The sequence below is a fragment of the Streptomyces arenae genome, from assembly GCF_022343545.1.
Lineage (GTDB): Bacteria > Actinomycetota > Actinomycetes > Streptomycetales > Streptomycetaceae > Streptomyces > Streptomyces humi.
On the sequence record NZ_JAKQYH010000072.1, the window covers coordinates 53811 to 80649 of the forward strand.

Genomic DNA, 26839 nt, shown 5'->3' on the forward strand with positions numbered 1-26839 from the left:
ACCGGTTTACGTCACATGTCCCCCGTTCGGATCAATCCACCGGTACTACGGCGTGCGACGGCTCGCGACACCTCATGATCTCGGTCGTGCATGCACCCGAAGCGATCCGACGTGCGCCCGCCTCAAGGGTGTTGGCCCTGCTGACCTTGACGTGGACCCTCGTGGGCTGCCCGGTCGGCACGGCCTCGGCCGACGCCTGCGCCTACGCCTCGGCGGGCCCCGACGGCGTCCACGCGGTGGCCGTCGCGGGCGACGCCGTCGCCGTGGCCGGCGTCGGAGACTCCTGGCCCACTCCCCCGCCGTGCCCGGCGCCGCCACCGCCGCCCTGCCCCCCACCCACCCCGACACCCACACCGCCACCACCGCCACCACCACCGCCGAAGCCCACCCCCGCACCCAGACCCACACCGAAGCCCGAGCCGCCGCGCCCCGCACCACCACCGCCGCGTCCGGCACCACCACCGCCCCGGCGGGCCCCGGCAGCGAAGCCGGCCCCGGCCTTCGTCCCGCCACCGGCGCCCACGCCGAAGCCCAGGCCCAGGCCAACCCCCACGCCGACACCGAAACCCACTCCGCGGCCGTCACCCACGCCGGTGGCCTACCCGCCGTACCACGTCCAGGCGACCGCCTCGAAGGCCCCGCACCGGAACTCTCCGGTCACCTACGTCCTGCTCATCGCCGTACCCGCGATCGTCGCCGTCGCCGCGTTCCGCGCGCGCTGACGAGCGGTCACCGATACCTGGAGGAATCCGTTGCCGGATTGGCTTGTTCTCGTCCTCGCGATCCTCGCGGCCTGCGCCGTGGTGGTCGTCATCACCCTCGTCCGGGACAAGAGGGCGTCGGAGGACGAGGATCCCTCCGAGACGCCGGACGTCATCGAGTACATGACAATGTGGATCGGCGTCATCTACGCGATCGTGCTGGGCCTGGCCGTGGCCGGCGTGTGGGAGGCCCGCAGCGCCGCCCAGGACCACGTGCAGTCGGAGGCACAGGCGTTGCACGAGATCTATGAGCGGGTGCGGGTGTATCCGCCCGATGCCCGCGACCGCATCCGCGCGGACGTCGACGCCTATGCCCGGCAGGTCGTCGGCAAGGAGTGGAAGGAGATGACCGACCACGGTCGTCTCACCCCGCGCGGTGCCGACCTGCTCGCGCAGATCCGTCAGGACGTCACCGACTACCAGCCGAAGACCGATTTCCAGGCGCAGGCCTACCAGCCGCTGGTGGACCAGGTGGCCGCGCTCGACCAGGCCCGCAGCGCCCGGGCCGACGCGACCGGGGCGACGATGCCGAACGTGGTCTGGGGCGGACTGCTGACCGGGGCGGTGATCACCGTCGGCATGGTCTTCGCGCTGCAGATCCGGCGTACCAGGCGGGAGCTGCTCCTGGCCGGCCTGTTCTCCGCGACCATCGCCTTCATGCTGTTCCTGATCTGGGACTTCGACGAACCGTACAGCCGGGGCATCACCGCGTCGGTACAGCCCTTCCTGAACCTCTTCCCGGGGATCAAGGGGTAGGGCCCGCGAGGCCGGATCACGGGGGGCAGCGGCGGCGCGCCGCCGGTGTCCCCCGGTCGCCGTAGCGACGTCCTCCGGACGGCCGACCGGCCTCCCCCGTTCGCGCTACTGCGTTCGCGCGCGTGTGCGGACGTTCCTAGCGTTCCGATCACCGGGGCGCGTTTCCGGCGCCGGCGGAACAGGTCCGCATGCCGCTCCCCGGGGACCGGAGGAACCATCATGCGCGCGATACGCGTCGCTTCCGTCGCCCTGCTGGGCGTCGGCGCCCTCGCCCTGTCCGCTCCGGCCATCCTCGCGAACGACAGCGGCGACGGGTCCGGGGACGGCGGCCGGGACGCCGCGCCCTTCGGGTTCCGGGTCACACCGACCACCGTGGCGGCGGGCGGGCGGGTGAACTTCCATCTCGACCGCGACGACGGTTGCCGCGGCATCGCGACCGTCGCCTCCAGCGTGTTCGACACGATCCGGATCCCGGCGGGTCAGGACTCGGGGACGGCCACCGTGGGCCGGGACGCGCGGTCGCAGTCCTCGTACCGGGTGACGTTCGACTGCGACGGGACCAGCGGGTCGGCCGAACTGGCCGTCACGGGCGGCGCCCCGGACGGCCACGGCGACGGACAAGCCGACGACCAGACCGGCGGCCGCGCCGACGGACGAACCGACGGACAGACCGACGGACACGCGGACAGCCACGCCGCCGGCGAGACCGGCGGCCGTACGCCGGACGGTCGTCCCGACGAGGACACCGGCGGTCGTGCCGACGGACGCTCCGACGACGGCGGCGGCACCGGCCGGGACGAGGAGCTGAACCCGCAGCCGCTGCCGCCCTCACGGGGTGTGCGGGCCGGCGAGGGCGGCAGCCTCGAAGGGTTCGACCTGAAGCAGATCGGGCTCGGCGCGGCGCTCGTGGCGGGCTCGGTCGGCACCGCGTACCGCCGCGCCCGCGCACGCACCGGCGAGGACGGCGCCTGACCCGCCCCCGGCGCCCGGCGCACCGCGGCCGCGCGGACCCGCGCCCCGGCCTCCTGGGAGACCGGAGCAGGGGCCCGCCCGCGAGCGTCAGAACCGCTTCTCGTGCTTGCGGCGCAGCCAGAACCCGCAACCGGCCAGCACGGACGCGCCCACCAGCCCGCCGCCGATCGCCATGTCGGCCTGGGTGGCGCCGCTGGAGACGCTGCCGCCGAGACCGCCGCGCACCCCGCCCAGCACGGTGAACGCGTTCGGCCTGGTCAGGGTCCGGTTGTCGCAGCGGACCGTGAGGTTGTACGGGCCGGGGCGGGTGCCCCGTTCGATGGTGGCGACACCGCGCGCCATGTTCCCGCCGAACGGGAACAACCGGGTCGTCCGGAAGGCCCGCGAACTCATGACGCCCTCGCGGCAGCCGTTGACGGTGACGGTGAGCTGGGCGCCGCTCGCGATCGCCCTGGGCTGGGCGACGATGTCGCGGGCGCCCTCGCCGCCCCGGCACCGGAAGTCGTTCTCCAGCCCGTCGTCGCCCGGGCCGCCGAAGTCGTCGCCGAGTCCGTCGTCGCCGCGCCCGCCCTCGAATCGCTCCTCGTCCCGGCAGTCGAAGCGGTCCCGGCCCCGCCCGTTGAAGTCGTCCCGGCCTCGCCCGTTGAAGTCGTCCCGACCCCGTCCGTTGAAGTCGTCCCGACCCCGTCCGTTGAAGTCGTCCCGACCCCGCCCGTTGAATCCGCCCACGCCGAACCCGGGGACCGCGGGGACCGCGATTCCCGGGACCGCCGCGACTCCGGGGGCGACACCGACGCCGGGGGCGACACCGACGCCACCGACACCGGTGCCGGGAGCGACGCCTACCCCCGGGTTGACGCCGGCTCCGCCGACAACCGGGGCCTGGGTGTTGGCGGGGCCGCCGCCGTTGCCCATGCCGTCCGCGACGGCCATGGGGGCGGCGGCCCCGAGAACGGCGACCACTGTGCACGCGACCGCCAGCGCACGTGAGTTTCGCATCTCTTCCTCCGCGGAAGGCGCCCCGGGAACCGTCCCCGGTCGATCGGCGAGAAAGCACCTCCCGAACAGACCCTCAGATGCCGGGAACACGCCCGCATTTCGAGAATGGTCCGTCCTGGTGAGGGGACACGCCGACGGAAAAGCGCACAATCGGATATTGCCGCAGGTCACGGACCGTCAGAAAAAACCTCGGAACGGCAACTCGGATGGCTCACCGCGACCGCGGCGGGCCACCCGTTCGCCCGTCGCCCCGTCGCCGCCCGCGTGCGCGGGACTTAGCGTTTTCCCATGCGCGACACGGACGTGGCGGCGGCCGCGTGGAAAGGGGATGGCGAATGTCTGCGTCCGGATTCTCCGAGTTCGCCGAAGAGGAGGAACGGCGGCGGAAGCGTGCCCCCTGGGGCGTGATAGCGCTGGTTCTGCTGACCGGCCTGGCACTCATTCGAAACGGCTCCGGAGAGTTCGACGTCGGTCCGCCGCAGCCGGCCTCCGCCGCCGCCCCGGACAGCCGTACCACGATCCCGGGCACCTTCGCCACAGCACCCGCGGCGCTGCCGTTCTCGGCGGCGAACCGGGTCCGTATCCCCGCGATCCGGGTCGACGCGCCGGTGATGGCGGTCGGTCTGGACACGGACGGGTGGGTCGCGGCCCCGCCGCCGGACGACCCGAACCTGGCCGGCTGGTTCACCGGGGGTGTCTCACCCGGGGAGAAGGGCACGTCCGTCATCGTCGGCCATGTCGACAACACCAAGGGCCCGGCGGTCTTCTACGGTCTCGGTTCGCTGAAGAAGGGGAACCGCATCGAGGTCGACCGTGTCGACGGCAGCACCGCCGTGTTCGAGATCTACGGCATCGAGGTCTTCGCGAAGTCCGGCTTCCCCGGCGACCGGGTCTACGGCTCCAAGGGCACACCGGAGTTGCGGGTCATCACCTGCGGCGGCGGCTTCTCCAAGCAGAACGGCTACGACGGGAACGTGGTGGTCTTCGCCCGCCTGGTCGAGGTCCACTGAGGCCGCGCGACCGGGCGGGCGAGGGCGCGGTCAGGTACGCCGGCGCGGCACGGTCAGGCGGTAGCCGTTGTCCAGCAGGTAGGGCAGGTACTGGCGCAGGGCGCTGACGCTCTGCGAGCGGTCGCCCCCGGCGTCGTGGGAGAGCACCACGACACCGGGGGCGGCGCCGCTCTCCACGATGTCGACGATGGTCCGGGTGCCCGGGGTCGTCCAGTCGGTGCTGTCGACGGTCCAGGCCATCGGCTCCATGCCCATCTTGGCGCCGAGCTGGAAGGCCGCCTTGTTCCAGGCGCCGTAGGGCGCGCGGAACCACTGCGGGCGTTCGCCGTAGGTGTCCTCGATGGCGTCGCTCGTGCTCTCCATCTCGTCCCGGATCTCGCTGCGGTCCAGGGTGGTGAGCAGCGGATGTGTCCAGGTGTGGTTGCCCACGACATGCCCCTCCTCGGCCATCCGTGCCACCAGTTCCCGGTTCTCCACGACGCACTCACCGCACAGGAAGAACATCGCCCGCACGTCGTACTTGGCGAGGGTGTCCAGGATGTGCGGGGTGTAGTTCGGGTTGGGGCCGTCGTCGAACGTCAGCATCATCTGCCGGCCGCTTTCGGAGATCTTCAGGATGGGCTCCTTGCGGACCTTGAGCTTGCGCGGCCTGGTGCGGGGCGCGCCGTATCCGGTGAGCGGCTGGAGCCGGAAGGCGGAGGCCTTGAGCTCCTGGCGGGCCGCGGGCCCGGCGGCCGGGGCGGCCGCGGGAGCCGCCTCCTCGCCGCTGCCGGCCACGACGATCCCGGCGGTGCCCGCGGCCCCCACGGCGGCGGCGCCGGCCAGCAGCAGCCGGCGCCGGGTGAACAACTGATCCTTCTGCATGACTCATCAGTCGCCCGGCAGGGCTCCGGGGCACCGCTTCGACACCGGTGCGGCGGCGCGAAAACACCCGCACGGACCAGCGGAGAGAGGTTTCGAAAAGAAACGGTCAAGGAGGCGCGGGGGGCGGGCCCCCGGGCGGGAACCTCGGGCGGAGTGGCCGTCAGCGGCGGCGGACCAGCGGGAAGGGCAGCGTCTCCCGGATCGTCAGGCCGGTGAGGAACATGACCAGCCGGTCCATGCCGATGCCGAGCCCGCCGGTGGGGGGCATCGCGAATTCGAGGGCGTCGAGGAAGTCCTCGTCGAGTTCCATCGCCTCGGGGTCCCCGCCGGCCGCGAGCAGCGACTGGGCGGTGAGCCGGCGGCGCTGTTCGAGCGGGTCGGTCAGTTCGGAGTAGGCGGTGCCGAGTTCGGTGCCGAAGGCGACCAGGTCCCAGCGTTCGGCGAGCCGCGGGTCGGTGCGGTGCTGCCGGGTGAGCGGGGCGACGCCGGTCGGGAAGTCCTTGTAGAAGGTGGGCAGTTCGGTGCGTTCCTCGACCAGCCGCTCGTACATCTCCAGCACGACGTCGGCGGGCCCGTCGTCGGCGGTGTACGGCACCCCGGCGCGGTCGCAGTGCCGGTGCAGCCGCAGCAGTTCGGTGCCCGGTCCGATCTCCTCCCCCAGTGCCTCCGAGAGCGCCCCGTACACGGTCCTGACCGGCCAGCTGCCCGAGATGTCGTACTCCTGCCCGTCCCTGCGGGCCACCGGGGCGCCGAAGACGGCGGTCGCGGCGCCCTGGACGAGTTCGCGGGCGAGGTCGAGCATCACGTCGTAGTCGGCGTACGCCTGGTAGGCCTCCAGCATGGTGAACTCGGGGTTGTGCTTGTGCGAGACGCCCTCGTTGCGGAAGGTGCGGCCGAGTTCGAAGACCTTCTCCAGGCCGCCGACGCAGAGCCGTTTCAGGTACAGCTCGGGGGCGATGCGCAGGTGCAGGTCGAGGTCGTAGGCGTTGATGTGGGTGGTGAAGGGGCGGGCGTTGGCGCCGCCGTGGATCTGCTGGAGCATCGGGGTCTCGACCTCCAGGTAGCCCCGGTCGAGGAGGCCCTGGCGCACGGCCTGAAGGGCGGTGGAGCGGGCGCGGACCACGTCCCGGGCGGCCGGGCTGGTGGCGAGGTCGAGGTAGCGGCGGCGGACCTTGGCCTCGGGGTCGGCGAGGCCCCGGTACTTGTCGGGCAGCGGGCGCAGGCACTTGGCGGTGAGCTGCCAGTCGGTGACGAAGAGGGTCGGTTCGCCCCGGTCGCTGCGGCCGGCCCGGCCGGTGGCGGTGATCTGGTCGCCGAGGTCGGTGTCGGTCCTGAACCGGTCGAGGGCCGGGCCGGACGTGTCACGGGTGAGGGCGAGCTGACGGTCGCCCGACCAGTCGCGCAGGACCGCGAAGAGGATGCCGCCGAAGTCGCGGACCAGCATGACCCGTCCGGCGACGGTGGCCGTCTCGCCGTCCTGGATCCCGGCGACGGCCCGGACCGGCCGGCCGTCCGCCACCGGGTAGGGGTCGGTGCCGGCCGCCCGCAGCCGCTCCAGCTTGCGGCGGCGGACCCGGAACTGGTCCGGCAGGCCGGTGTCCGGGGCGCCGGGCCCGGCCTCGTCCCCTCCGTCGAGACCTGGCACCGGCGCGGACCGCGGCCCCTCGACGGGACGCGGTCCGGCCTTCGGGTGCCCCTTTCCCCAGAGTTTGCGCAGGGACGGTACGGAGACGAAGCCCTCGGCGATCGCGGAGGCGAGGCCGATCCGGGCGAGGGAGCCGGCGTCGGCGTAACAGAGGAAGCGCGGGTACCACTCGGGGCGGTACTTGGCGTTGGAGCGGTACAGGGCCTCCAGTTGCCACCAGCGGGAGAAGAACAGCAGCAGCCGGCGCCACAGCCGCAGCACCGGTCCGGCACCGATGCGGGCGCCCTCCTCGAACACCGAGCGGAAGACGGCGAAGTTCAGCGAGATGCGGCGGACGCCCAGTTTGGGGGCGGCGGCGCACAGGTCGGCGACCATGAACTCCATGACGCCGTTGGGTGCGGCGCGGTCCCTGCGCATCAGGTCAAGGGAGATGCCGTCGCCGCCCCAGGGCACGAAGGAGAGCAGGGCGAGCAGCCGGCCGTCCTCGGCGAGCGCCTCGACGAGCAGGCAGTCGCCGTCGGCGGGGTCGCCGAGCCGGTCCAGGGCCATCGAGAAGCCGCGCTCGGTCTCGGTGTCGCGCCAGGCGTCGGCCTTGTCGACGACCTCCTCCATCTCGCTCTCGGTGAGCGTGGCGTGGCGGCGGACCCGGGTGGTGGCGCCGGCCCGCCGGACGCGGTTGACGGCCTGCCGGGTGACCCGCATCTCCCGGCCGCCCAGGTCGAAGCCGGCGACGTGCAGGATCGCCTCGTCGCCGAGTTGCAGGGCGCCGAGTCCGGCGCGGACGTAGGCCTTGGCGCCGTCCTCGGAGGCGCCCATCACCGCGGGCACCCAGGCGTGCCGGCGGGCCATGTCCTGCCAGGCGGCGATGGCGTGCGGCCAGGCCTCCGGGTCGCCGACGGGGTCGCCGCTGGCCAGGCAGACACCGGCCTCGACGCGGTGGGTGACGGCGGCCTTGCCGCTCGGTGAGAAGACCACGGCCTTGTCGCGGCGGGTGGCGAAGTAGCCGAGGGAGTCCCGGTCGCCGTAGTCCTTGAGGAGGGCGCGGATGCGGGTCTCCTCGTCGCCGTGCAGGGCCGCTTCCAGGCGCTGTGAACGGAACAGGGTGGCGGCGGCGTCGAGCAGGGCCAGGGCGCCGAAGAGGCCCAGCAGGAAGGCGACGAAGCGGGGCGGCCGGCCGCCGTAGCTGTAGCCGGAGACCAGGCCGCCGCAGACCCGGTCGGCGGCGTAGGCGAGGTGCTGGCCGTGCGGGAGCGAGCCGGGGAAGAGCGAGACCAGCCCCCAGCCGGCCAGGATCGCCAGCAGCAGGCCGACGAGGAGGACGGCGAGGGCGTGGCGCACCGCGGCCCGGCGGGAGGCGGCGTAGAACTCGCCCCTGGCCACGATCAGCAGGGCCAGGGCGAGCCCGCACACCAGCAGTGAGCTGAACGAGTACCAGTCGAAGCCGAGGGCGACCGTCAGGATGTCGGCCAGCACCAGCAGGCCGAGGTAGACCACCACCAGCCACCAGGCGACCTTCTTGCGGGCGGCGGTGGCGCCGGCGAGCAGGAACAGGAAGACGGCGTAGGCGAGGTTGGGGCTGACCGGCACCACGACGGCGTTGAGGAAGTGCACGACGGGCCGCAGCAGTACCCGCAGCGGGGCGAGGAAGGAGAGCAGGGCGCACAGCAGGGCGAGGGCTCCGAAGAAGGTCCCGAAGGCCTCCGGCACCCAGGTCGTTCGCCCGCCGCCGGGCGGGCGTGTCGGGCCCGCCGGGGCCCTGCCCGTGGCGGGCGCCACGGCGGCACCCATGTTCCGACTCTAGGAAGGGCGCGCCCGGCGCGCCCGTCGAGCGGCCCCGGACCCCCACCGGACCTGCGGATTCCGATAGCCTCTGGCTCGTGGCGGAACAACACCGGTTCGAGCGGGGCACGGACGGCCCCAAGGTCATCGTGGTCGGGGTGGACGGCTCCGACTCCTCGCTGCGCGCACTCTCCTATGCCGGCGGTCTGGCCCGGCGGCAGCGCGCGTTGCTGGCCGTGGTGTACGTGCAGCCGGTGCTCGCGGCGGGGGCGGTGCTCGGGGCGCCGGTGGCGGAGACCACCGACGAGATCGCGGAGGACCTGGTCCGGCAGATCAGGGACGCGGCCGAACGGGTCAAGGGGATATTCGAGGTGCGCTGGGAGTTCCACACGTTCCGCGGCGACGCCTACAACGGGATGGTGAAGGCGGCGGACGAACTGAAGGCGGACGCGGTCGTGGTGGGGGCCTCCGAGCAGGCCGGGCACCGGTTCATCGGTTCTGTGGCGATCCGTCTGGTGAAGGCGGGACGGTGGCCGGTGACGGTGGTGCCGTAGCCGTCCGCCGCAGCAGCGGCAGCGGGGTCGCCAGGAGCAGGATCCCGGCGAGGGCGATCGCGGTGCGCGGGCCGGTGAGGCTCGCCAGCAGGCCCCACAGGGCGGTCAGGGCGGCCGTGGTGGCCTTGCCGGTGATCGACCAGGCGGACAGGGTGCGGGCGACCCGGTCGTCCGGGGTGTGCTCCAGCCGGCGGGTGGCGTACACCGGGCTGTAGACGGCCGAGCAGGTGATCACCCCGAGCTCCAGGGCCATCACGAGGAGCAGTCCGGGCAGCCCGGGTCCGACGAAGGCCAGCCCGAGGGGCCAGACGGCGCGCAGGACGCTCGCGGCGCGCAGCACCCGCCACTGCCCGTACCGGGCGACCAGCGGGCGGGCCAGCCGGGCGCCGAGGAGACCGCCGAGGCAGGGCACGGCGAAGGCGAGGCCGTACTGCCACGGGGTGAAGCCGAGCCGGCCGAGCATGAGGACGGCCAGCGGCGGGGCGGCGACCATGATCAGGGCGTTGGCGGCGAGGTTGTTGAGGAAGAGGGGCCGCAGGGCCGGGCTGGCGAGGATGTGCCGCCAGCCCTCCGCCAGGTCGGCGGCGCGCAGCCGGTCCGTCCCGCGCGGCGCGGGGCGGGGCTCGCCGCCGCCGACGGCGCGGATGCCGAGCGCCGACAGCAGGAAGCTGACCGCGTTCGCCGTGACCGTGGTGACGGGTCCGAACAGGCCGATCGCGGCGCCGCCGAGGGGCGGTCCGAGGACCAGCGCGGTCCAGTTCGTGGACTCGAACCGGGCGTTCGCGGTGAGCAGCCGGCCGGCGGGGACCAGCCCTTTCAGGAAGGCTCCGGAGGCGGCGCCGAAGGTGATGTCGGCGGCGGCCACGACGACGGACACGAGCAGCATCTGGCCGAGTCCGAGGCCACCGAGCGCGTAGGCGGCGGGGACGGTCAGCAGGGCGCCGAACCTGACCAGGTCCATGGCCATCATCACCGGCCGCTTCTGCCGGAACTCCACCCAGGGCCCGAGCGGCACCGCCGCGACCGCGCCCACGGCCGGCCCGCTCGCGGCGAGCAGCGCCACCTGGGCGGGGCCGGCGTGCAGCGCGACGACGGCGATCACCGAGAACGCGTCGAAGGCCAGATAGGTGCCGAACGCGCTCACCGCGTAGGCGGCCCACAGCCACCCGAACCGCAGTCCCATGCACAACCTCCCGTTGACCCGGGACATGAAAACGCGCAGGTGGCCGCGGAATCAAACAACCGGCGGACCGGCTGCCACAACCAGCGGTTGTACGGTGGCGGGGTGGACCTCACAGCAGTGCGCACGTTCGTCGCGGTGGCCGACTCGGGGCAGTTCCAGGAGGCCGCGGCGGTGCTGGAGGTCACCCAGCAGGCCGTGTCCAAGCGGGTCGCCGCCCTGGAGCGGGAGCTGGGCGTTCGGCTGTTCACCCGGACCGCCCGGGGAGCCGGCCTGACCGTGGACGGCCGTACCTTCCTGCCGCACGCCCGCGAGCTGCTGCTGGCCGCGGACCGGGCGGCGGCGTCGGTACGGCCCGGCCGGCGCGCGCTGCGGGTGGATGTGATCGGCGCCCGGCTGGCCCCCGCGGCGCTGCTGCGCGGCTTCCACGAGGCGCACCCCGGGACCGCGCTGGACGTGGGTCACCCTCTTCGACGTGGACTCGGCGCTGACCGCGCTGCGCTCGGGTGCGGTGGACGCGTCCTTCCGGGCCGTCGCGATGCCGGGCCGGCCGCTGCCGAGGGGCGTCGAGGCCGTCCGGGTGTACGACGAGCCGGTGCAGCTGCTCACCGGCCCCGGGCACGCCCTGGCCGGCCGGGACTCGGTCACGCCCCGGGAGCTGGCCGGGCACCGGATCTGGATGCCGGGCATCGTGGACGGCACCGAGTGGGCCGCCTACTACGCCTCCCTCGCCGCCGAGTTCGGTCTCACCATCGATGCCTCGGGCCCGAACTTCTCCGGGGCCCTCCAGGAGGCGCTGGCAAGCTCCGGCACCGTGGCCACCCTGGTGAGCGAGCGCACCGGGCTGACCTGGCCGGAGGGCCACGGACTGCGCCGGATCCCACTGGCCGGCCCGACCCCCCTCTACCCGCACTCCCTGGTGTGGACGACCGCCAACCCGCACCCGGGGCTGGTCGCCCTGCGCGCCCATCTCACGGACGCCCGGCCGCCCCGGCCCGTGACCGGGACCTGGGTGCCCGGCTGGGCCGAGACCGTGCGTGGCGTCTTCCGTCCGTGACGCCCCTGGGCCATCATGATCCGCCGGCAGCCGTTCGCGATCGGCGAAGAGGTGAGGCACATGGCCAAGCTCCGTATGGGTGAAGGAATTCTCCGTCGCAAACCCATCGAGCACATCGAGGAGACCGAGGTCACCGAGGGCCCCCGGCTGGACAGATCGCTCGGGCTGGTGCAGCTGACCGCGATCGGCGTCGGCGGCATCATCGGCGCGGGCATCTTCACCCTGGCCGGCACGGTGGCCAACGAGACTGCTGGACCCGCGGTCCTGGTCTCGTTCCTGATCGCCGGTGTGGCGAGCGCCTGCGCGGCGCTGTCGTACGCGGAGTTCGCCGGGCTGATCCCGAAGGCGGGGTCGGCCTACACGTACGGCTACGCGGTGCTCGGCGAGTTCGCGGGCTGGTTCATCGGCTGGGACCTGCTCCTGGAGTACACGGCGATCGTGGCGGTGGTCGCGATCGGCATTTCCGGGTACTTCGGTTTCCTGGTCGAGGAGATGGGCGCGAGCCTGCCGCACTGGATGCTCGGCGCTCCCGGCACCGGCGCCGGGCACCGCGTCGACCTGTTCGCCGCGGTGCTCTGTCTCCTGATCGCCTACCTGCTCAACCTCGGCATCCGCAGCGCGGCCCGGTTCGAGACCTTCGTGGTCGTGCTGAAGGTGCTGGTGGTGCTGCTGGTGATCGGCGTCGGCGTGTTCCACATCAACACGGACAACTACCACCCGTTCTTCCCGTTCGGCGTCAGCGGCGCTTTCACGGGCGCGGCCACCGTGTTCTTCGCGGTGTTCGGGTACGACGCGATGTCGACGGCGGCCGAGGAGTCCAAGGACGCGCAGCGGCACATGCCGAAGGCGATCATCTACTCGCTGGCGATCTCGATGGTGCTGTACGTGGCGGCCTGCCTGGTCCTGACGGGCATGCAGAACTACAAGGACATCGACCCGGAGAGCGGCTTCTCCACGGCGTTCAAGTCGGTCGGGCTGAGCGGACTCGCGGACGTGATCGCGGTGGGCGCGATCATCGGCATCCTCACGGTGATGTTCACGTTCATGCTGGGCGTCACCCGGGTCTGGTTCTCGATGTCCCGGGACGGGCTGCTGCCCGCCTGGTTCGCGAAGACGCACCCGACGCGGCACGTGCCGACCCGGGTGACCTGGATCGTCGGGGTGGCCTCCGCCCTGCTCGCCGGGTTCGTGCCGATCGGCGAGGCGGCCGAGCTCACCAACATCGGCATCCTGCTGGCGTTCGTGGTGGTGTGCGTGGCGGTGATCGTGCTGCGCTACCGGCAGCCCGACCTGCCGCGCGGCTTCCGCACCCCGGGGATGCCGTTCGTGCCGGCCCTGGGTGTCGTCTTCTCGCTCTGGCTGATCACGTTCCTGAAGTGGGAGACCTGGGTGCGGTTCGCGGTCTGGTTCGTGGTCGGGTGCGTGGTCTACTTCGGCTACTCGTACAAGAGGTCCCGGCTGGCGGGGCGTTAGAGCGCGCGGAGGAAGTCGAGCAGGAGGGCGTTGAACTCCCGCGGCTTCTCCAGGTTCGGGTAGTGGTCCGTGCCCTCGATGATCTCGGCGCGGCCGTCGGGCACCTCGCGGGCCAGACGTTCGGCGGCGGCGAGCAGGCCGGCCGGTTCCAGGCCGCCGTTGACGGCGAGCACCGGGACGTCGATCTTCGGCAGCCGGGCCCAGGATCCGCTGACGGGCACGAGCCGGTCCGGCTCGTCCGGTGTGTGCTTGGAGATGGAGTGCAGGGCCAGCTCCCGCAGCAGACGCGGGATCTCGGGGTCGATCGCGTCGAGGGTGCGGTGCTCGCCGGGGACGACCTTCACGAACGCGTCGAGCCAGCCCTCGACGTCGCCGGCGCCCAGGGTGCGGACGTACTCGGCCTGGAGTTCCGTGTGCCAGGGGTCCGTGTACCGGAAGTCGCCGGTGGCGGCGCCGCAGGTGACGACCGCGCGGACCAGTTCCGGGTGTTCCAGCACGGTGTCGGTGGCGATCACCCCGCCCATCGAGACGCCGACGAGCACGGCGGGCCCCGCGTCGAGGTGCCGCAGGAGTTCCGCGAGGTCGTCGGCCCAGCGGAACGGCCTGCTCGCGTTGGCGGAGAAGCCGTGGCCGCGCACGTCCGGGGCGATCACCCGGTACTCGGCGGCGAGCGCCGGGATCTGCCGGTGCCAGAAGCGGTGGTCGACGTATCCGGCGTGGAGCAGGACCACGGGGTCGCCGGAACCGGTGTCGAGGTAGGCGAGGTCGCCGTCGGAGGACGGGAAGAAGCGGACGTCCGCAGCACCATTCATGACAACCAAGGTGTCATCTGCGGGGAGTTTTGACAACCTGGTTGTCATGTCGGGCGGGGTGCATGATGGCCGGGTGAACGACATCGACGAGCCCCCCACCCCCGGCGGCCCCCTCGCCCCCGACGAGCTGGGCGAGCGCATCACCGAGGTGTTCGACCTGATCGGCCCGCTGTACCGGCGCGCCTTCCGCAAGCTCGAACAGGGCGAGGGGATCGAGGGCGCCTCCGTCGGCGTGCGCTCGGTGCTGGACCTGCTGCGCCGGTACGAGCCCATGACGGTGCCCCAGATGGGCCGGATCATGGCGCTGAGCCGGCAGTTCGTGCAGCGCATGGTGAACGACGCGGTGGCGCGCGGCTGGGCCGAGGCCACGCCCAACCCGGCGCACCAGCGCTCCTCACTGATCCGGCTCACGGAGGAGGGCCGGGCGACCATCACCGCGGTCCTCGCCCGTGAGCACGCCCTGAACCGGCAGGTCGGGGGTGATCTGACCGACGCCGAGATCACCGCGTGCGTCCGCGTGCTGAAGCAGCTGCTGGTCACCTTCGACCACGTCGACGTGGAGTGACCGGGGCCGCTTAGCGCCGCTACTCCCCCATGACGAGCCCGTCCTTGGCGGCCCCCCGGCTGAGCACGACGTCCCGGATGGCGTCCCGGGCGGCGGTGTAGTCGGCGCCCTTGCCGATGGCCGCGTTGAGGTCGACGACCCGGCCGGCGTCGAGGTCGTACAGCTGCGGGATGAACTCCGCCCGGGTCACCTCCCAGCGGCCGCCCGGCCGGGTGGGCGGGGCGAAGGTGAAGCGGGCGATGGTGGACTCGTTGCCGCGCGGGTCCTGCCGGCCCTGGCTGTTGTTGAGCTCGCCGGCGAGCTGGTCGCCGAGGCTGTAGGCGACCCAGGTGCCGTTGACCTTCTCGTAGGCCTGCGGGATGTGGGCGTGGGTGCCGAGGATCAGGTCGATGTCGGGACGGCCGCCGGTCTGCGACGCGGTGAGCCGTCTGGCGAGGGTGAGCTGCTGTTCGTCGGGGGCGTCCTGGCCCTCGGTGCCCCAGTGCACGGAGACCACGACCACGTCGGCGCCGGCCCGCCGGGCGGCGCGGGCGTCGGCGAGGATGCGGTTCTCGTCGAGGAGGCCGACGGCCCAGGGCTGCCCGGGCGGCAGCTCGTTGCCGTTGACGTCGTAGGTGTAGGAGAGCTGGGCGACCCGGGCGCCGCCCGCCTTCAGCAGGGTGAGGGTGCCGGCCTCGGTCTCGGTGCGGGCGGTGCCGGCGTGCCGCAGGCCCGCCCCGTCCATGGCGTCGAGGGTGCGCCGGATGCCGGCGGCGCCGTCGTCGAGGGACCGGTCGGAGGCGGTGGAGCAGCCGTCGTACCCGGCGGCGGCGAGGCCCTGGAGGAGTTGCGCCGGGGAGGTGAGGCCGCCGGGAGCGCCGTCGGCTCCGGTGACCGTCGCCAGGTGACAGAGCGCCAGATCGGCCCGGGAGACGACGGGTTCGACGCCGGAGAACATCGGACGGAAGTCGTAGCCGCTGCCGCCCGCGTCGAAGTTCGCGTGGTCGACGGCGGACTTCTGCGGCATGACGTCACCGGAGGCGACGAGCGTGAAGGCCCCGGCGGCGGCAGCGCTGGGCGCCGGCCGGCCGGACGGCGCCGCACGCTCCTGCCGTTCGTGGTTCGTGCAGGCGGCCGCGGTGGCGAGGAGGGCGGTCAGGGCCAGGGCCGCCTGGCGTCTGCGATTGATCATCAGGAGCACCCCAGAGTCGCAAGGCTCGTCCTATTTACAGATCAATGGGTACGAAGGTGGGCGGGACCCCAAACAACTCAGGCGCCCCGATTGACCCATCCGGGTCGGGTACGGGGCAGGACGGACCGTTCGTCGCACCGTTCGCCGACGCGATCGACCGTCCGTCGCAGATCCCTGTGCGCCCCCTGTCCCGGCGCCCGGCCCTGCGATGCCATACGGCCATGACGGCCGGAACCACCCTTCCCCACGGGCGTCGCGACGGGCTTCGCGACGGGACGACGACCGCCGAGCACGAGCTCGCCGCACTCCAGCGCGAGCACGGCCGCCCCCTCTTCGCGCTGCTGCTGCGGCTCAGCGACGGGGACCGGCAGCGCGCCGAGGACCTCGTGCAGGAGACCCTCGTCCGCGCCTGGCAGCACCCCGAGGCGCTGCGCGCCGACGAGTTCGACTCCGTGCTGCCGTGGCTGCTGACCGTGGGCCGGCGGCTCGCCATCGACGCGCGCCGGGCCCGGCAGGCCCGCCCGCCCGAGGTGCACGACGCGGTCCTGGAGAACACCCGGGCCGTCGGCGACCACGCCGAACGCGCCGCCGCGGCCCTGGACGTCCGGGAGGCTGTGAAGACTCTCACCCCGGAACACCGTGACGTCCTGGTGCTGGTGTATTTCCAAGGGGCGAGTGTTGCCGAGGCCGCGCGGACGCTCGGGATTCCTCCCGGTACCGTGAAATCGCGGGCGTACTACGCGCTGCGTGCCCTGCGCCGGGTCCTTCCCGGTTATGCACCCGACCTGGGATGAAACCGTAAGCCAGGTCAAACCTCGGTAAAGCGCCTTGCTGAGGACCCTGTTTGAGCAATCAGCTGTCTTCATCCGTGTTCCGCACTGGGAGAGGGACGGACCCGGGGTCGGGGCCACGCGCGCACCGGAGGAAGGCAGGACGGGATGCTGCACAGAGGTCAAGAGAGCACGGGCGGGGCCGGGAGCGGGGAACTGGCGGTCCCGATGGCCTGGTTGTACGCCGAGTACATCGCCGACGAGTTGCTGCGCACCGGCGATCTCATGCCACCGACGTCCTTCGAGTTCCGGGCCGGCCGTGACGCGCTGGCGCTGACCATCTTCCTCTCCGACACGGACGGCGAACTGTCGGGCATCCGGGTCGTGTCCCAGTTGGAGACCTGGCTTTCGCTCACGGCGTACGACCAGCCGTGGCAGGACTGGGTGAGGGAACGTATGGCCGGGGTGGCGGCCGAGGCGGTCGCGTCGGGCGGTCCCTCGCCGGACCTGGACCTGGCCGTGGCCGCGTGGCGCTGGCTGGAGGAGACCGAGCTGCTCGCGCCCGACCTGGACGCGGTGCCGGGCGGTGGTTCGGTCTTCGGCGAGGACGACGGACCGAAGGTGTGGACGGCCGCCTGGCGGCTCGGACTGCCCCTCGGACACCTCGCCATCCATCTTTTTTGATTCAGGACCAATCCGCGGGCGGGGCCGCTCCGAATCCGTTGATTACGATTCTGTACGTGCCTTGAGTGAATCCTCTGCCGACTGCGTACGGGTGGGAGCAAGGAGCAACGAGTAACACCACCCCCACCCTTCGGCACGAGGATTCGGCATGAGGTCCCTGGAAAGGCATCGCGACGTCGGCGCGTACGCGCTCGGCGTGCTGGACGAGGCGGAGGCCTTCCGCTTCGAGGACCACCTCATGGAGTGCCCTCGCTGCGCGGCACACGTGACAGAGTTCGGCCCCGCGGCGCGGCAGCTGATGCTGTACCGCAGGGCCACGCCGCGCTTCGTGCACCCCATGGCCCAGCCGGGTCCCCGGCTGCTGGACAGGCTGCTCGCCGAGGTCGCCACCCGGCACCGCGCCAAGCGCCGCAGGCTGCTGTACGGCCTCGCCGCGTCCGTGGTGTTCGCGGTCGCGGGCCCCGGCATCATGGCGTACGCCGGTCACGAGACCGTGCCCACCGTGCAGGTCGCCGCGACCACCGACGCCCAGTCGGGCGTGTGGGCGCAGGTGAAGGAGGCGGACACGGACTCCGGCACCGTGGTCGAGCTGAAGGTGAAGGACGCCGCCGGGCCGCGCTCCTGCCGGCTGATCGCCGTCGGCAACGACGGCTCCGAGCAGATCGTCACCACCTGGGCCGAACGGGACCACGACGACCGGACGAGCACCATGTCGGGCGGCTCCTCGATGCATCCCGACGAGATCGACCACTACGAGGTGCGCAGCGCCGACGGACAGCGTCTCGTGACCGTCGATCCCAAATGACCGTCCCTCACCTGAGCAGCCGGGACATCCGGCGGTCCGCGAGCGGCTTGCCGCCGGTCTGGCAGGTCGGGCAGTACTGGAGCGAGGAGTCGCTGAAGGAGACCTCGCGGACGGTGTCACCGCACACCGGGCAGGGCTCGCCGGTCCGGCCGTGCACGCGCAGCCCGCTCTTCTTCTCCGCCTTGAGCCGGCCCGCCGCCAGGCCGTGGGAGCGCTCCACCGCCTCGGTGAGGGTGCCGCGCAGTGCCTCGTACAGGCCGTGCGTCTCCTCGGGCGTGAGGGACGCGGCCAGTTTGAACGGGGACATCCTCGCCGCGTGCAGGATCTCGTCGCTGTAGGCGTTGCCCACCCCGGCGATCAGGCTCTGGTCGCGCAGTGCGCCCTTGAGCTGCCGCCGCTCGCCCCTGAGCAGCGCGGCGAACCGGGCCTCGTCGAAGTCGGCGGCGAGCGGATCGGGTCCGAGCCGGGCGATGCCGGGGACCTCCATCGGGTCGCGGACGACGTACACGGCCAGCTTCTTCTGGGTGCCGGCCTCGGTGAGGTCGAAGCCCGCGCCGGTCTCCAGGGCCGCCCGCAGCGCCAGCGGGCCCTTCCCGGGCCGGGGCAGGCCGTCCGGCAGCCGGTCCTTCCACTGGAGCCAGCCCGCACGGGCCAGATGGGTGACGAGGCGCAGGCCGCCGTCGCCCTCGATGTCCAGGAACTTGCCGTGCCGGTGCACGGCGACGACCTCGCTGCCCTCGAAGGCGGTGGCGGGAGGGTCGTACGTCTTCAGGACACTGATGGCGACCGGCAGCACGCGGATGACCTCGTGGCCGACCAGGTGCTCGGTGAGGAATTCCCTGAGCGCTTCCACCTCGGGCAGTTCGGGCATGCGTCCAGGGTGCCACCCGGGGCCCAGGGGGTCAGCTCCCGGCGGGCTGCCCGGGCATCCGGAACTCGCACCACACGGCCTTGCCGCCGCCGCGCGCCTCCACGCCCCACGCGTCGGTCATCAGGTCGACCAGCAGCAGCCCCCGCCCGGACACCCCGTTCTCGCCCGCCTCGCGGCGGCGCGGCAGGGCGCTGGAGGAGTCCTCGACCTCGACGCGCAGCCGGCGCTCGCTGCCGCCGAGGACCCGGAGGGTGACGATCGCCGAGCCCTCGGTGTGCATGAGCGCGTTGGTGATCAGCTCGTCGGCGACCAGTTCGATCTCGTCGGCGCGGTCCCCCGCGCCCCAGGTGCGGACGGCGGCGCGGATCATGTGCCGGGCCAGGCGCAGCGCCTCGGGGTCGCCGGAGGCCACGTGCTGCTGGAGGCGGCCGACGGCCTGCGTGCTGTCCTGCCTGCGGCGGCGCAGCAGGAGCAGCGCCACGTCGTCGTCGCCGCCGCGCTCCTCGGCCAGCTCGATCAGCCGGTCGGCGAGGTCCCGCACGTCCTCCGGACCGTCGGCGACCTGCGCGGTCAGGGCCCGCATCCCGTCACCGAGGTCGGTGCCGGGCTGTTCGACCAGTCCGTCGGTGCACAGCAGCAGCGTCTCGCCCGGGTCCAGCTCCAGGGTGGACACCGGGTACTCCAGGCTCTCGAACTCGGCGGACAGGCCGAGCGGCAGCCCGCCCTCCACGGGCACCCGGCGGCACCCGCCGTCGGCGCCGCGGACCAGCGGGTCGATGTGCCCGGCGCGGACCACCTGGACGACCCCGGTGGACAGGTCGGCCTCGGCGTACAGGCAGGTGGCGAAGCGGTCGGTGTCGAGTTCGTCGAGGAAGACGGAGGCGCGGGCCATCACGGTGGCCGGGGCGTGGCCCTCGGCGGCGTAGGCGCGCAGCACGATGCGCAGCTGGCCCATGACGGCCGCCGCGTGCGTGTCGTGGCCCTGGACGTCGCCGATGACCGCGCCGACCCGGCCGCCGGGCAGCGGGATCAGGTCGTACCAGTCGCCGCCGATGTCCCGGCCCAGGGTGCCGGCGGCGCTCGCCGAGCGGTAGCGGACGGCGACGTCGGCGCCGCGCACGCTGGGGATGGTGCGCGGCAGCATCGCCTGCTGGAGGTTCTGCGCGAGGTCCTTCTCCTGCTCGTAGAGCATGGCCCGCTGGAGGCTCTGCGCGATGCTGCTGCCGAGGGCGACCAGGACGGCGCGTTCCTCGTCGGAGAAGCCCAGCCGGTCGTCGTAGAGCAGGCCCATGGCGCCGATCGGACGGGCCTGCGCGATCAGCGGCAGGTAGGCGGCCGAGGTGATGCGCAGGCCGGTGATGTGCGGCCACAGCACGGGATAGCTCTCGGCGAAGTCCTCGGGCGACTCGATGAAGCGGGGGCTGAGCGTGCGCACCACCTCGCCCATCGGGTACGGCTCCTCCACCCGGGTGATCCGGGTACCGGGGACGAAGCTGCCCGCCGGTCCCTCCGCGACCAGCCGGATCCGGCCCGCCTCCAGCAGTCCCATCACCAGGCTGGTCGCCCCGAGGTTGGGGATCCCCTGGGCGTCCTTGAGGGCGTCGATGACGTCCTGGACGCTCCGGGCGTGCGCGAGCGCGACGGTGATCACCTGGACCACGTTGGTCTGCTGCCGCAGCGCCTCGTCCTGCGCCGCCCGCAGGCTGCGTGCCTCGCTGTCCTCCAGTTCCCGGGTGGCGTCCCGGACGATGCCCACGACCCGGCGCGGGCGGCCCGTGGCGTCCCGCCGGATGTAGCCCTGGGTGTGGGTCCAGCGCGGGGTGCCGTCGCGGCAGCGGATGCGGAAGTACGCCCCGTAGTTCTCGCTGCCGTCCTTGATGGCCTGGGCCACCACCGCGTCCAGCCGGCTGCCCTCCGCCGGGGGCACCCGCACGGCCAGGCCCTCGGGGCGCCCGTCGTACTCCTCCGGGAGCAGGTCGAAGACCTCGTACGCCTGCGCGTCCATGTGCAGCAGACCGGCGTCCAGGTCCCAGTCGAAGGTGCCCAGGCGGTTGAGCGCCAGGATCGGGTGGTCCGGGTGTGCGGGCCAGTCGTCCGGGAGTGACGGAGCGCTCGCTCCCCGATCAGCCATGGGGCCACCTTGCCAGGCGCGGCACGACCGGGCAATTCATCACTATTGTCCACATCACTCACCCGGGTTACGCGACCGCGGAGGCGAGGTACACAGGGTGACAGGCCCCTTCCCACCGGACCCAGGCAGGAGCGCACGGCCGTGGACTGGTTCACCGCACCCGGGTACTGGTTGAGCCGGCTGGTCTTCCAGCGGGCGCTGGCCGGTGTCTATTTCTTCGCGTTCCTGACGGCGGCGCTCCAGTTCCGGGCCCTGCTCGGGGAGCGCGGGATGCTGCCCATCCCGAGGTTCGTGGCACGGGTCCCCTTCCGGCGGGCACCGAGCCTGTTCCACCTGCGCTACTCGGACCGGTTCTTCGCGGGCTGCGCCTGGGCGGGCTGCGCCGTGTCGGTGGCGCTGGCGGCCGGCGCGGACTCCGAACTGCCGCTCTGGGCGGGGATGCTGCTGTGGCTGGTGCCCTGGGCGCTGTACCTGTCGATCGTGAACGTCGGCCAGACGTGGTACGCGTTCGGCTGGGAGTCCCTGCTGCTCGAGGTCGGCTTCCTGGCGGTGTTCCTCGGCAACGACGAGGTGGCCCCGCCGTTCGTGGTGCTCCTGCTGCTGCGCTGGATCCTGTTCCGGGTGGAGTTCGGGGCGGGCCTGATCAAGATGCGCGGGGACGCCTGCTGGCGCAAACTGACCTGCCTGCACTACCACCACGAGACCCAGCCCATGCCGGGTCCGCTGAGCTGGTTCTTCCACCACCTCCCAGGACCGGTCCACAAGGCGGAGGTGGCCGCGAACCACCTCACCCAACTGGTCGTGCCCGTCCTGCTGTTCACCCCGCAGCCGATCGCGACGGCCGCCGCGTCCCTGATGATCCTCACCCAGCTGTGGCTGGTGGCGTCCGGCAACTTCTCCTGGCTCAACTGGATCACCGTCGTGGTGGCGCTGTCGGCGCTGGAGCTGCCCACGGACCGTACGGCCGCGCCCCCGACCCCACTGTGGTACGAGGTCGTCGTCCTCGCCGTGACCGCGCTGATCCTCTTCCTGAGCTACCGCCCCGTGGTGAACATGGTCTCCCGCCGCCAGGTGATGAACCGGTCCTTCGACCCGCTCCACCTGGTCAACACCTACGGCGCGTTCGGCAGCGTCAGCCGGATCCGGTACGAGGTGGTGGTCGAGGGCACCCTGGACGGCACTCCGCGCGAGGACTCCGACTGGCGGGAGTACGAGTTCAGGGGCAAGCCGGGCGATCCCCGGCACTGGCCGCGCCAGTTCGCCCCCTACCACCTGCGCCTGGACTGGCTGATGTGGTTCGCCGCGCTCTCCCCCGCCTACGCCGACGACTGGTTCGGCGGCCTGGTGGAGCGCCTCCTGGAGGACGACCGCGACACCCTGCGGCTGCTGCGCCGCTCCCCGTTCCCGCCCGGCGAACCCCCGCGCTTCGTCCGCGCCCGCCTCTTCCGCTACCGCTACACGACCTGGCGGGAGCTGCGGGAGACGGGCGCGTGCTGGGAGCGCACGTACGTACGAGATTTCCTGCCGCCGACCCGACTGGCCACGACGACACGGCGACCGTAGCCCGGCGGGCCGGCGCTGGGCCGGGCGGGCAGGACGGTTCAGCTGTTCGGTGCGGCCCGGTGGGGGTTGCTCGCGCAGTTCCCCGCGCCCCTAAAAGCAGGGCGCCGGCGTGAGCGCCCCTTCAGGGGCGCGGGGAACTGCGCGACCAGCCCCCACTCACCCGCGGCCGAACAACTGAACCGCGCCGCGGGCCGGGCGGTTCAGAGGGTGTAGACGCGGGTGGCGGTGGTTTCGAAGACGGCGGTGTGTTCGGCCGGGGAGACCAGCCGGGCCGCCGCGTCGAAGACCTCGGCGTAGCTTCCGGCCAGGGTGCACACCGGCCAGTCCGAGCCGAACATCAGCCGGTCCGGACCGAAGGCGTCCAGCACGGTCTCGGCGTACGGGCGCAGGTCCTCGACCTTCCAGGCGGCGGGGTCGGCCTCCGTGACCATGCCGGAGAGTTTGCAGACGGTGTTGGGCACGGCGGCGAGGGCACGTACCGCGCCGGCCCAGGGTTCCAGGGCGCCGGCGGCGATGGGGGGTTTGCCCAGGTGGTCGAGGACGAAGGTGAGCCCGGGATGCGCAGTCGCCGCCGCGACGGCGGCCGGGAGCTGCCGGGCCTGGACGATCAGGTCGTAGACCAGGCCCGCGTCCGCGATCGCGTCGAGCCCCCGGTGGACGTCCGGGCGCAGCAGCCACTCCGGGTCCGGTTCGCCCTGCACCTGGTGGCGGATGCCCTTCAGGTACCGCCCGCCGGGGAGTTCACGGAGGCGGGCGAGTTCCCCGGCGATGTCCGGGCGGGTCAGGTCGGTCCAGCCGACGACCCCGGCGACCAGGTCGTGGGCCTCGGCGAGGGCCAGGAACTCGGGGGTCTCCTCGGCGACGGTGACGGTCTGGACGAGGACGGTCCGGGTGACTCCGGCCGCACGCGCCTCCGGTTCGAGATCCCCGACGGTGAAGTTCCGCCTGAGCGGCTGGAGTTCGGGTCCGGTGATCCAGTCCTGGTCCCGTACCGAGAGGTCCCAGACGTGGTGGTGGGCGTCGACGGTCACGGCAGCTCCCAGACGACGGGCAGGCCGGCCTCCGAGCCCGCCGCCGAGTAGTCGTGGACCACGTCGAGGAGTTCGGCCATCCGGGCCTGCCAGGCCACGTTGACCGGGAGCTTGTCCAGCTCGGCGAGGAGGCGGCCGTAGTCGGCGCAGTCCAGGACATGGAAGAGGTCGGTGCCGCTGCGCCAGATGGTCCAGGACGTGGCGCCGGCGGCGCGGATGGCGTCGGTGAGTGCGGCGGGGACCTCGCGGTGGGCGGCCTCGTACGCGGCGACGCGGTCGGCGCGGACCCTGGTGTGCAGGGCGACTCTCATGACGGCTCCTCGTTCGGGAGGGGCGCGTCGGCCGGCAGCAGGCCGGTGGCGCGCAGTTCCTGCCAGAAGGCGGCGGGCACGGGGGCGGCGAACTGCCGTGCCCCATCCTCGATCTCGGCCGCCGAGCGGGCGCCGACCAGGACGCTCGCCACGACCGGGTGGGCGGCGCAGAAGGCGAGGGCGGCGGCGCGCAGGGTGGTGCCGTGCGCCTCGGCGAGCGACTTGAGCCGCAGCGCGCGGGCGAGCAACTCGTCCGGGGTCTGGGCGTAGTTGTAGGTGGCGTCCGGCTTCGGGTCCGCCAGCAGACCGGAGTTGAACGCGCCGCCGATCACCACCGAGGTGCCGCGTTCCTCGGCGGCCGGGAGCAGGTCGGCGAGGGCGCTCTGGTCGAGCAGGGTGTAGCGGCCCGCGCACAGCACCACGTCGACGTCGGTGTCGCGGACGAAGCGGGTGAGCATCGCGGTCTGGTTCATCCCGGCGCCGATCGCGCCGACGACGCCCTCCGCGCGGAGCTTCTCCAGGGCCGGGTAGCCCTCCCGGAAGGCCTGTTCGGCGTGGTCGTCGGGGTCGTGGAGGTAGACGACGTCGACCCGGTCGAGGCCGAGCCGGTCCAGACTGGCCTCCAGGGTGCGGCGGATGCCGTCGGCGGTGAAGTCCCAGACCCGGCGGAGGGTGTCGGGCACCGCGAAGCCGTTGGCGAGGTCGTCACCGTCTCCGGGCCCCGGCTCCAGTCGGCGGCCGACCTTGGTGGAGAGGGTGTAGGCCGTACGGTCGTACCCGCGCAGCGCCTCGCCGAGCCGCCGTTCGGACAGGCCGAGGCCGTAGTGCGGAGCGGTGTCGAAGTAACGGATGCCCTGCTGCCAGGCGGCGGTGACGGTGTCGTACGCCTGCTGGTCCGGGAGTTCCGTGTACAGGTTGCCGATCACGGCGGCGCCGAGGCCCAGGGGACCGACCCGGACGCCGCTGCGGCCGAGGGCGGTCACCGGCCCGCCGGCCGCAGCCGCAGGCCCTGCATGCCGCCGTCGACGGCGAGGGAGGTGCCGGTGGTGGCGCCGGACAGCGGGCTCGCCAGGTAGGCGATGGCGCCGGCGACCTCGGCGGCGGAGACCAGGCGGCCGGAGGGCTGGCGGGCCTCCAGGGCGGCGCGTTCGGCGGCCGGGTCGGGGGCCTTGCCGAGCAGCCGGCCGATCCACGGGGTGTCCGCCGTACCGGGGTTGACGCAGTTGACGCGGACGCCCTCGCGGAGGTGGTCGGCGGCCATGGCAAGGGTGAGGGAGTACACCGCGCCCTTGGTGGCGCTGTACAGGGCGCGTTGCGGCAGGCCCGCGGTGGCGGCGATGGAGCAGGTGTTGACGATCGCGGCGTGCCGGGAGCGACGCAGGTGCGGGAGGGCGGCGCGGGCGGTGCGGACCATGCCGAGGACGTTGACGTCGTAGACGTGGTGCCATTCGTCGTCGTCGTTGTCCTCGACGGTGCCCTGGGCGCCGATGCCCGCGTTGTTGACCAGGACGTCGAGTCCGCCGAGGGCCTCGGCGGCACTCGTCACGGCCGCCCGCACGGAGGTGTCGTCGGTGACGTCGGCCCGGAAGCCGAGCAGGGGTTTCGCCACGGCGGACGGGTCGAGGTCGAGGACGGCGACCTGGGCGCCGCGTTCGGCGAGGAGGTCGGCGGTGGCCCGTCCGATCCCGGAGGCACCGCCGGTGACCAGGGCCTTCAGGCCCTCGAAGTCGGTCATGCCGCCTGTCCCTTCTGCGTCTGCGCGTCGGCGGTCCAGAAGGTGCCGCCCGGGTAGGTGTACTCCGCGACGGACTCCGGTCGCATGGCGGCCGAGAAGCCCGGTGCGGTGGGTGCCGTGTAGTGACCTTCCCTGATCACCACCGGCTCGAGGAAGTGGTCGTGCAGATGGTCGACGTACTCGATGACCCGGTCGTCGGTGGTGCCGGCGACCGCGAGGTAGTCGAACATCGAGAGGTGCTGCACGAGTTCGCACAGTCCGACTCCGCCGGCGTGCGGGCAGACCGGGACGCCGAACTTGGCGGCGAGCAGCAGGACGGCGAGGTTCTCGTTGACGCCGCCGACCCGGGCCGCGTCGATCTGGACGACGTCGAGGGCGCCGGCCTGGAGCAGCTGCTTGAAGACGATCCGGTTCTGGACGTGTTCGCCGGTGGCGACCTTGACCGGGGCGACGGCCCGGCGGATCGCCGCGTGGCCGAGGATGTCGTCGGGGCTGGTGGGCTCCTCGATCCAGTACGGGTCGAACTCGGCGAGCGCCCTGGTCCAGCGGATGGCCTCGTCGACGTTCCAGCGCTGGTTGGCGTCGACGGCCATCCGGATGCCGGGGCCGACGACCGCGCGGGCGACCCGGCAGCGCCGGATGTCGTCGTCGAGGTCGGCGCCGACCTTCAGCTTGATCTGCCGGAAGCCGTCGGCGACCGCGGCGGCGGCCAGCCGGGTGAGCTTCTCGTCGTCGTAGCCGAGCCAGCCGGCGGAGGTGGTGTAGGCGGGGAAGCCGCGCTCCAGGAGGCGGGCCCGGCGCTCCGCGGCACCCTCGCGGCCCCGGCGGAGGATGGCCAGGGCCTCCTCGGGAGTGAGGGCGTCGGTCAGGTAGCGGAAGTCGACCTGGCGCACGATCCATTCGGGTTCGGCGTCGGCGAGCAGCTGCCACAGCGGTTTGCCGGCGCGGCGGGCGGCGAGGTCCCAGACGGCGTTGGTCACCGCGCCGATCGCCATGTGCATCACGCCCTTCTCGGGGCCGAGCCAGCGCAGCTGGCTGTCGCCGATCAGGTCCCGGTAGAGGACCGAGGGGTCGTCGCAGATCTCGTCGACCGGGCGGTTGAGCACATGGTTCCGCAGCGCGTCGATCGCGGCGACCTGGACGTCGTTGCCCCGCCCGATGGTGAACGTGAACCCGTGGCCCTCGTGCCCGTCGGCCGCGTCGGTGCGCAGCACGACATAGGCCGCCGAGTAGTCGGGGTCCGGGTTCATCGCGTCGGAGCCGTCGAGCTCGCGCGAGGTGGGGAAGCGGATGTCGTAGGTGTCTACCGCGGTGACGCGGGCCGGGCTCGCGGACACGGA

General features: G+C 72.8%; 25 protein-coding genes and 1 pseudogene. 12 read left to right on the forward strand and 14 right to left on the reverse strand.

Annotated features, from left to right (window positions below; translation table 11 throughout):
• Nucleotides 1–202: 202 nt before the first annotated feature.
• Nucleotides 203–553 (reverse strand): hypothetical protein, encoded by a 351-nt coding sequence (locus tag MB828_RS34460; protein WP_301651605.1) that lies wholly within the window; start codon nt 551–553, stop codon nt 203–205.
• Between the two features lie 40 nt (nt 554–593).
• On the opposite strand from MB828_RS34460, the gene MB828_RS34465 reads away from it, so the two are divergent.
• The 3 genes from MB828_RS34465 (at nt 594) to MB828_RS34475 (ending at nt 2489) form a co-directional block, all read left to right on the forward strand.
• On the forward strand, nt 594–722 hold the full coding sequence (locus tag MB828_RS34465) for a hypothetical protein (protein WP_301651606.1): 129 nt from the start codon (nt 594–596) through the stop codon (nt 720–722).
• A gap of 30 nt (nt 723–752) precedes the next feature.
• Nucleotides 753–1517: a DUF4239 domain-containing protein gene (locus MB828_RS34470; protein ID WP_301651607.1), complete on the forward strand. Its 765-nt coding sequence runs from the start codon at nt 753–755 to the stop codon at nt 1515–1517.
• A 219-nt stretch (nt 1518–1736) separates the two neighbouring features.
• Nucleotides 1737–2489 carry a hypothetical protein gene (locus tag MB828_RS34475; protein ID WP_301651790.1) on the forward strand — a complete coding sequence of 251 codons (753 nt, stop codon included), beginning with the start codon at nt 1737–1739 and terminating at the stop codon, nt 2487–2489.
• 87 nt (nt 2490–2576) lie between these two features.
• On the opposite strand, the gene MB828_RS34480 is transcribed toward MB828_RS34475, so the two are convergent.
• Entirely contained in the window at nt 2577–3488 is a 912-nt protein-coding gene (locus MB828_RS34480; RefSeq protein WP_133023166.1) for a hypothetical protein, read from the reverse strand.
• 335 nt (nt 3489–3823) lie between these two features.
• Between MB828_RS34480 and MB828_RS34485 the strand changes: the two genes are divergently transcribed.
• A complete protein-coding gene (locus tag MB828_RS34485; RefSeq protein WP_301651608.1) occupies nt 3824–4498 on the forward strand; it encodes a class F sortase in 675 nt (224 codons plus the stop codon).
• 30 nt (nt 4499–4528) lie between these two features.
• Here MB828_RS34485 and MB828_RS34490 read toward each other — a convergent pair whose 3' ends face one another.
• Together MB828_RS34490 and lysX are read right to left on the reverse strand one after the other, a co-directional pair.
• A complete protein-coding gene (locus MB828_RS34490) occupies nt 4529–5362 on the reverse strand; it encodes a polysaccharide deacetylase family protein (protein WP_133022595.1) in 834 nt (277 codons plus the stop codon).
• Nucleotides 5363–5522: 160 nt separating this feature from the next.
• On the reverse strand, nt 5523–8795 hold the full coding sequence (gene lysX / locus MB828_RS34495) for a bifunctional lysylphosphatidylglycerol synthetase/lysine--tRNA ligase LysX (protein ID WP_301651609.1): 3273 nt from the start codon (nt 8793–8795) through the stop codon (nt 5523–5525).
• An 89-nt stretch (nt 8796–8884) separates the two neighbouring features.
• Here lysX and MB828_RS34500 point away from each other — a divergent pair, with 89 nt between their 5' ends.
• The gene (locus MB828_RS34500; RefSeq protein ID WP_301651610.1) at nt 8885–9340 is read left to right on the forward strand and encodes a universal stress protein; all 456 of its coding nucleotides are present in this window, start codon (nt 8885–8887) and stop codon (nt 9338–9340) included.
• Here the strand turns inward: MB828_RS34500 and MB828_RS34505 are convergent.
• Nucleotides 9276–10523: an MFS transporter gene (locus MB828_RS34505; protein ID WP_301651611.1), complete on the reverse strand. Its 1248-nt coding sequence runs from the start codon at nt 10521–10523 to the stop codon at nt 9276–9278. The two genes, MB828_RS34500 and MB828_RS34505, sit on opposite strands and share 65 nt — an antisense overlap.
• A 102-nt stretch (nt 10524–10625) precedes the next feature.
• Here MB828_RS34505 and MB828_RS34510 point away from each other — a divergent pair.
• Both MB828_RS34510 and MB828_RS34515 read left to right on the forward strand, forming a co-directional pair.
• A pseudogene (locus tag MB828_RS34510) lies at nt 10626–11577 on the forward strand (LysR family transcriptional regulator).
• Between the two features lie 60 nt (nt 11578–11637).
• Complete coding sequence (locus MB828_RS34515; protein ID WP_301651612.1) at nt 11638–13050, forward strand: amino acid permease; 1413 nt, start codon at nt 11638–11640, stop codon at nt 13048–13050.
• Here MB828_RS34515 and MB828_RS34520 read toward each other — a convergent pair.
• Nucleotides 13047–13862, reverse strand: a complete 816-nt coding sequence (locus tag MB828_RS34520; RefSeq protein WP_301651613.1) for an alpha/beta fold hydrolase — start codon at nt 13860–13862, stop codon at nt 13047–13049. The genes MB828_RS34515 and MB828_RS34520 overlap by 4 nt on opposite strands.
• Before the next feature lie 73 nt (nt 13863–13935).
• Between MB828_RS34520 and MB828_RS34525 the strand changes: the two genes are divergently transcribed.
• A complete protein-coding gene (locus MB828_RS34525) occupies nt 13936–14427 on the forward strand; it encodes a MarR family winged helix-turn-helix transcriptional regulator (protein ID WP_301651614.1) in 492 nt (163 codons plus the stop codon).
• 19 nt (nt 14428–14446) lie between these two features.
• Here the strand turns inward: MB828_RS34525 and MB828_RS34530 are convergent, their stop codons facing one another.
• Nucleotides 14447–15598 carry a CapA family protein gene (locus MB828_RS34530; RefSeq protein WP_301651615.1) on the reverse strand — a complete coding sequence of 384 codons (1152 nt, stop codon included), beginning with the start codon at nt 15596–15598 and terminating at the stop codon, nt 14447–14449.
• A 221-nt stretch (nt 15599–15819) separates the two neighbouring features.
• Between MB828_RS34530 and MB828_RS34535 the strand changes: the two genes are divergently transcribed.
• The 3 genes from MB828_RS34535 to MB828_RS34545 all read left to right on the forward strand — a co-directional run bounded on the left by MB828_RS34535 (nt 15820) and on the right by MB828_RS34545 (nt 17857).
• Complete coding sequence (locus MB828_RS34535; protein WP_301651616.1) at nt 15820–16392, forward strand: sigma-70 family RNA polymerase sigma factor; 573 nt, start codon at nt 15820–15822, stop codon at nt 16390–16392.
• A gap of 144 nt (nt 16393–16536) precedes the next feature.
• Complete coding sequence (locus tag MB828_RS34540; RefSeq protein ID WP_133022586.1) at nt 16537–17052, forward strand: hypothetical protein; 516 nt, start codon at nt 16537–16539, stop codon at nt 17050–17052.
• A gap of 148 nt (nt 17053–17200) precedes the next feature.
• Nucleotides 17201–17857, forward strand: a complete 657-nt coding sequence (locus MB828_RS34545; protein ID WP_301651617.1) for a zf-HC2 domain-containing protein — start codon at nt 17201–17203, stop codon at nt 17855–17857.
• A 7-nt stretch (nt 17858–17864) separates the two neighbouring features.
• On the opposite strand, the gene MB828_RS34550 is transcribed toward MB828_RS34545, so the two are convergent.
• Nucleotides 17865–18728 carry an Fpg/Nei family DNA glycosylase gene (locus tag MB828_RS34550; RefSeq protein WP_301651618.1) on the reverse strand — a complete coding sequence of 288 codons (864 nt, stop codon included), beginning with the start codon at nt 18726–18728 and terminating at the stop codon, nt 17865–17867.
• Nucleotides 18729–18759: 31 nt separating this feature from the next.
• Nucleotides 18760–20859, reverse strand: coding sequence for a SpoIIE family protein phosphatase (locus tag MB828_RS34555; protein ID WP_301651619.1), 2100 nt, complete (start codon nt 20857–20859; stop codon nt 18760–18762).
• A gap of 141 nt (nt 20860–21000) precedes the next feature.
• Between MB828_RS34555 and MB828_RS34560 the strand changes: the two genes are divergently transcribed.
• Nucleotides 21001–22422: a lipase maturation factor family protein gene (locus tag MB828_RS34560; protein ID WP_301651620.1), complete on the forward strand. Its 1422-nt coding sequence runs from the start codon at nt 21001–21003 to the stop codon at nt 22420–22422.
• 200 nt (nt 22423–22622) lie between these two features.
• Here MB828_RS34560 and MB828_RS34565 read toward each other — a convergent pair whose 3' ends face one another.
• The 5 genes from MB828_RS34565 to MB828_RS34585 are packed head-to-tail and all read right to left on the reverse strand — an operon-like array spanning nt 22623 to nt 26836.
• The gene (locus MB828_RS34565; protein WP_301651621.1) at nt 22623–23453 is read right to left on the reverse strand and encodes an amidohydrolase family protein; all 831 of its coding nucleotides are present in this window, start codon (nt 23451–23453) and stop codon (nt 22623–22625) included.
• Nucleotides 23450–23764 (reverse strand): L-rhamnose mutarotase, encoded by a 315-nt coding sequence (locus MB828_RS34570; protein ID WP_301651622.1) that lies wholly within the window; start codon nt 23762–23764, stop codon nt 23450–23452. The genes MB828_RS34565 and MB828_RS34570 overlap by 4 nt, the downstream gene beginning before the upstream one ends.
• Entirely contained in the window at nt 23761–24747 is a 987-nt protein-coding gene (locus MB828_RS34575) for an aldo/keto reductase (RefSeq protein ID WP_301651623.1), read from the reverse strand. Before MB828_RS34575 ends, MB828_RS34570 begins: the two co-directional genes overlap by 4 nt.
• Nucleotides 24744–25499 carry an SDR family NAD(P)-dependent oxidoreductase gene (locus MB828_RS34580; RefSeq protein ID WP_301651624.1) on the reverse strand — a complete coding sequence of 252 codons (756 nt, stop codon included), beginning with the start codon at nt 25497–25499 and terminating at the stop codon, nt 24744–24746. The genes MB828_RS34575 and MB828_RS34580 overlap by 4 nt, the downstream gene beginning before the upstream one ends.
• Nucleotides 25496–26836 (reverse strand): L-fuconate dehydratase, encoded by a 1341-nt coding sequence (locus MB828_RS34585; protein WP_301651625.1) that lies wholly within the window; start codon nt 26834–26836, stop codon nt 25496–25498. The genes MB828_RS34580 and MB828_RS34585 overlap by 4 nt, the downstream gene beginning before the upstream one ends.
• Nucleotides 26837–26839 lie beyond the last annotated feature (3 nt).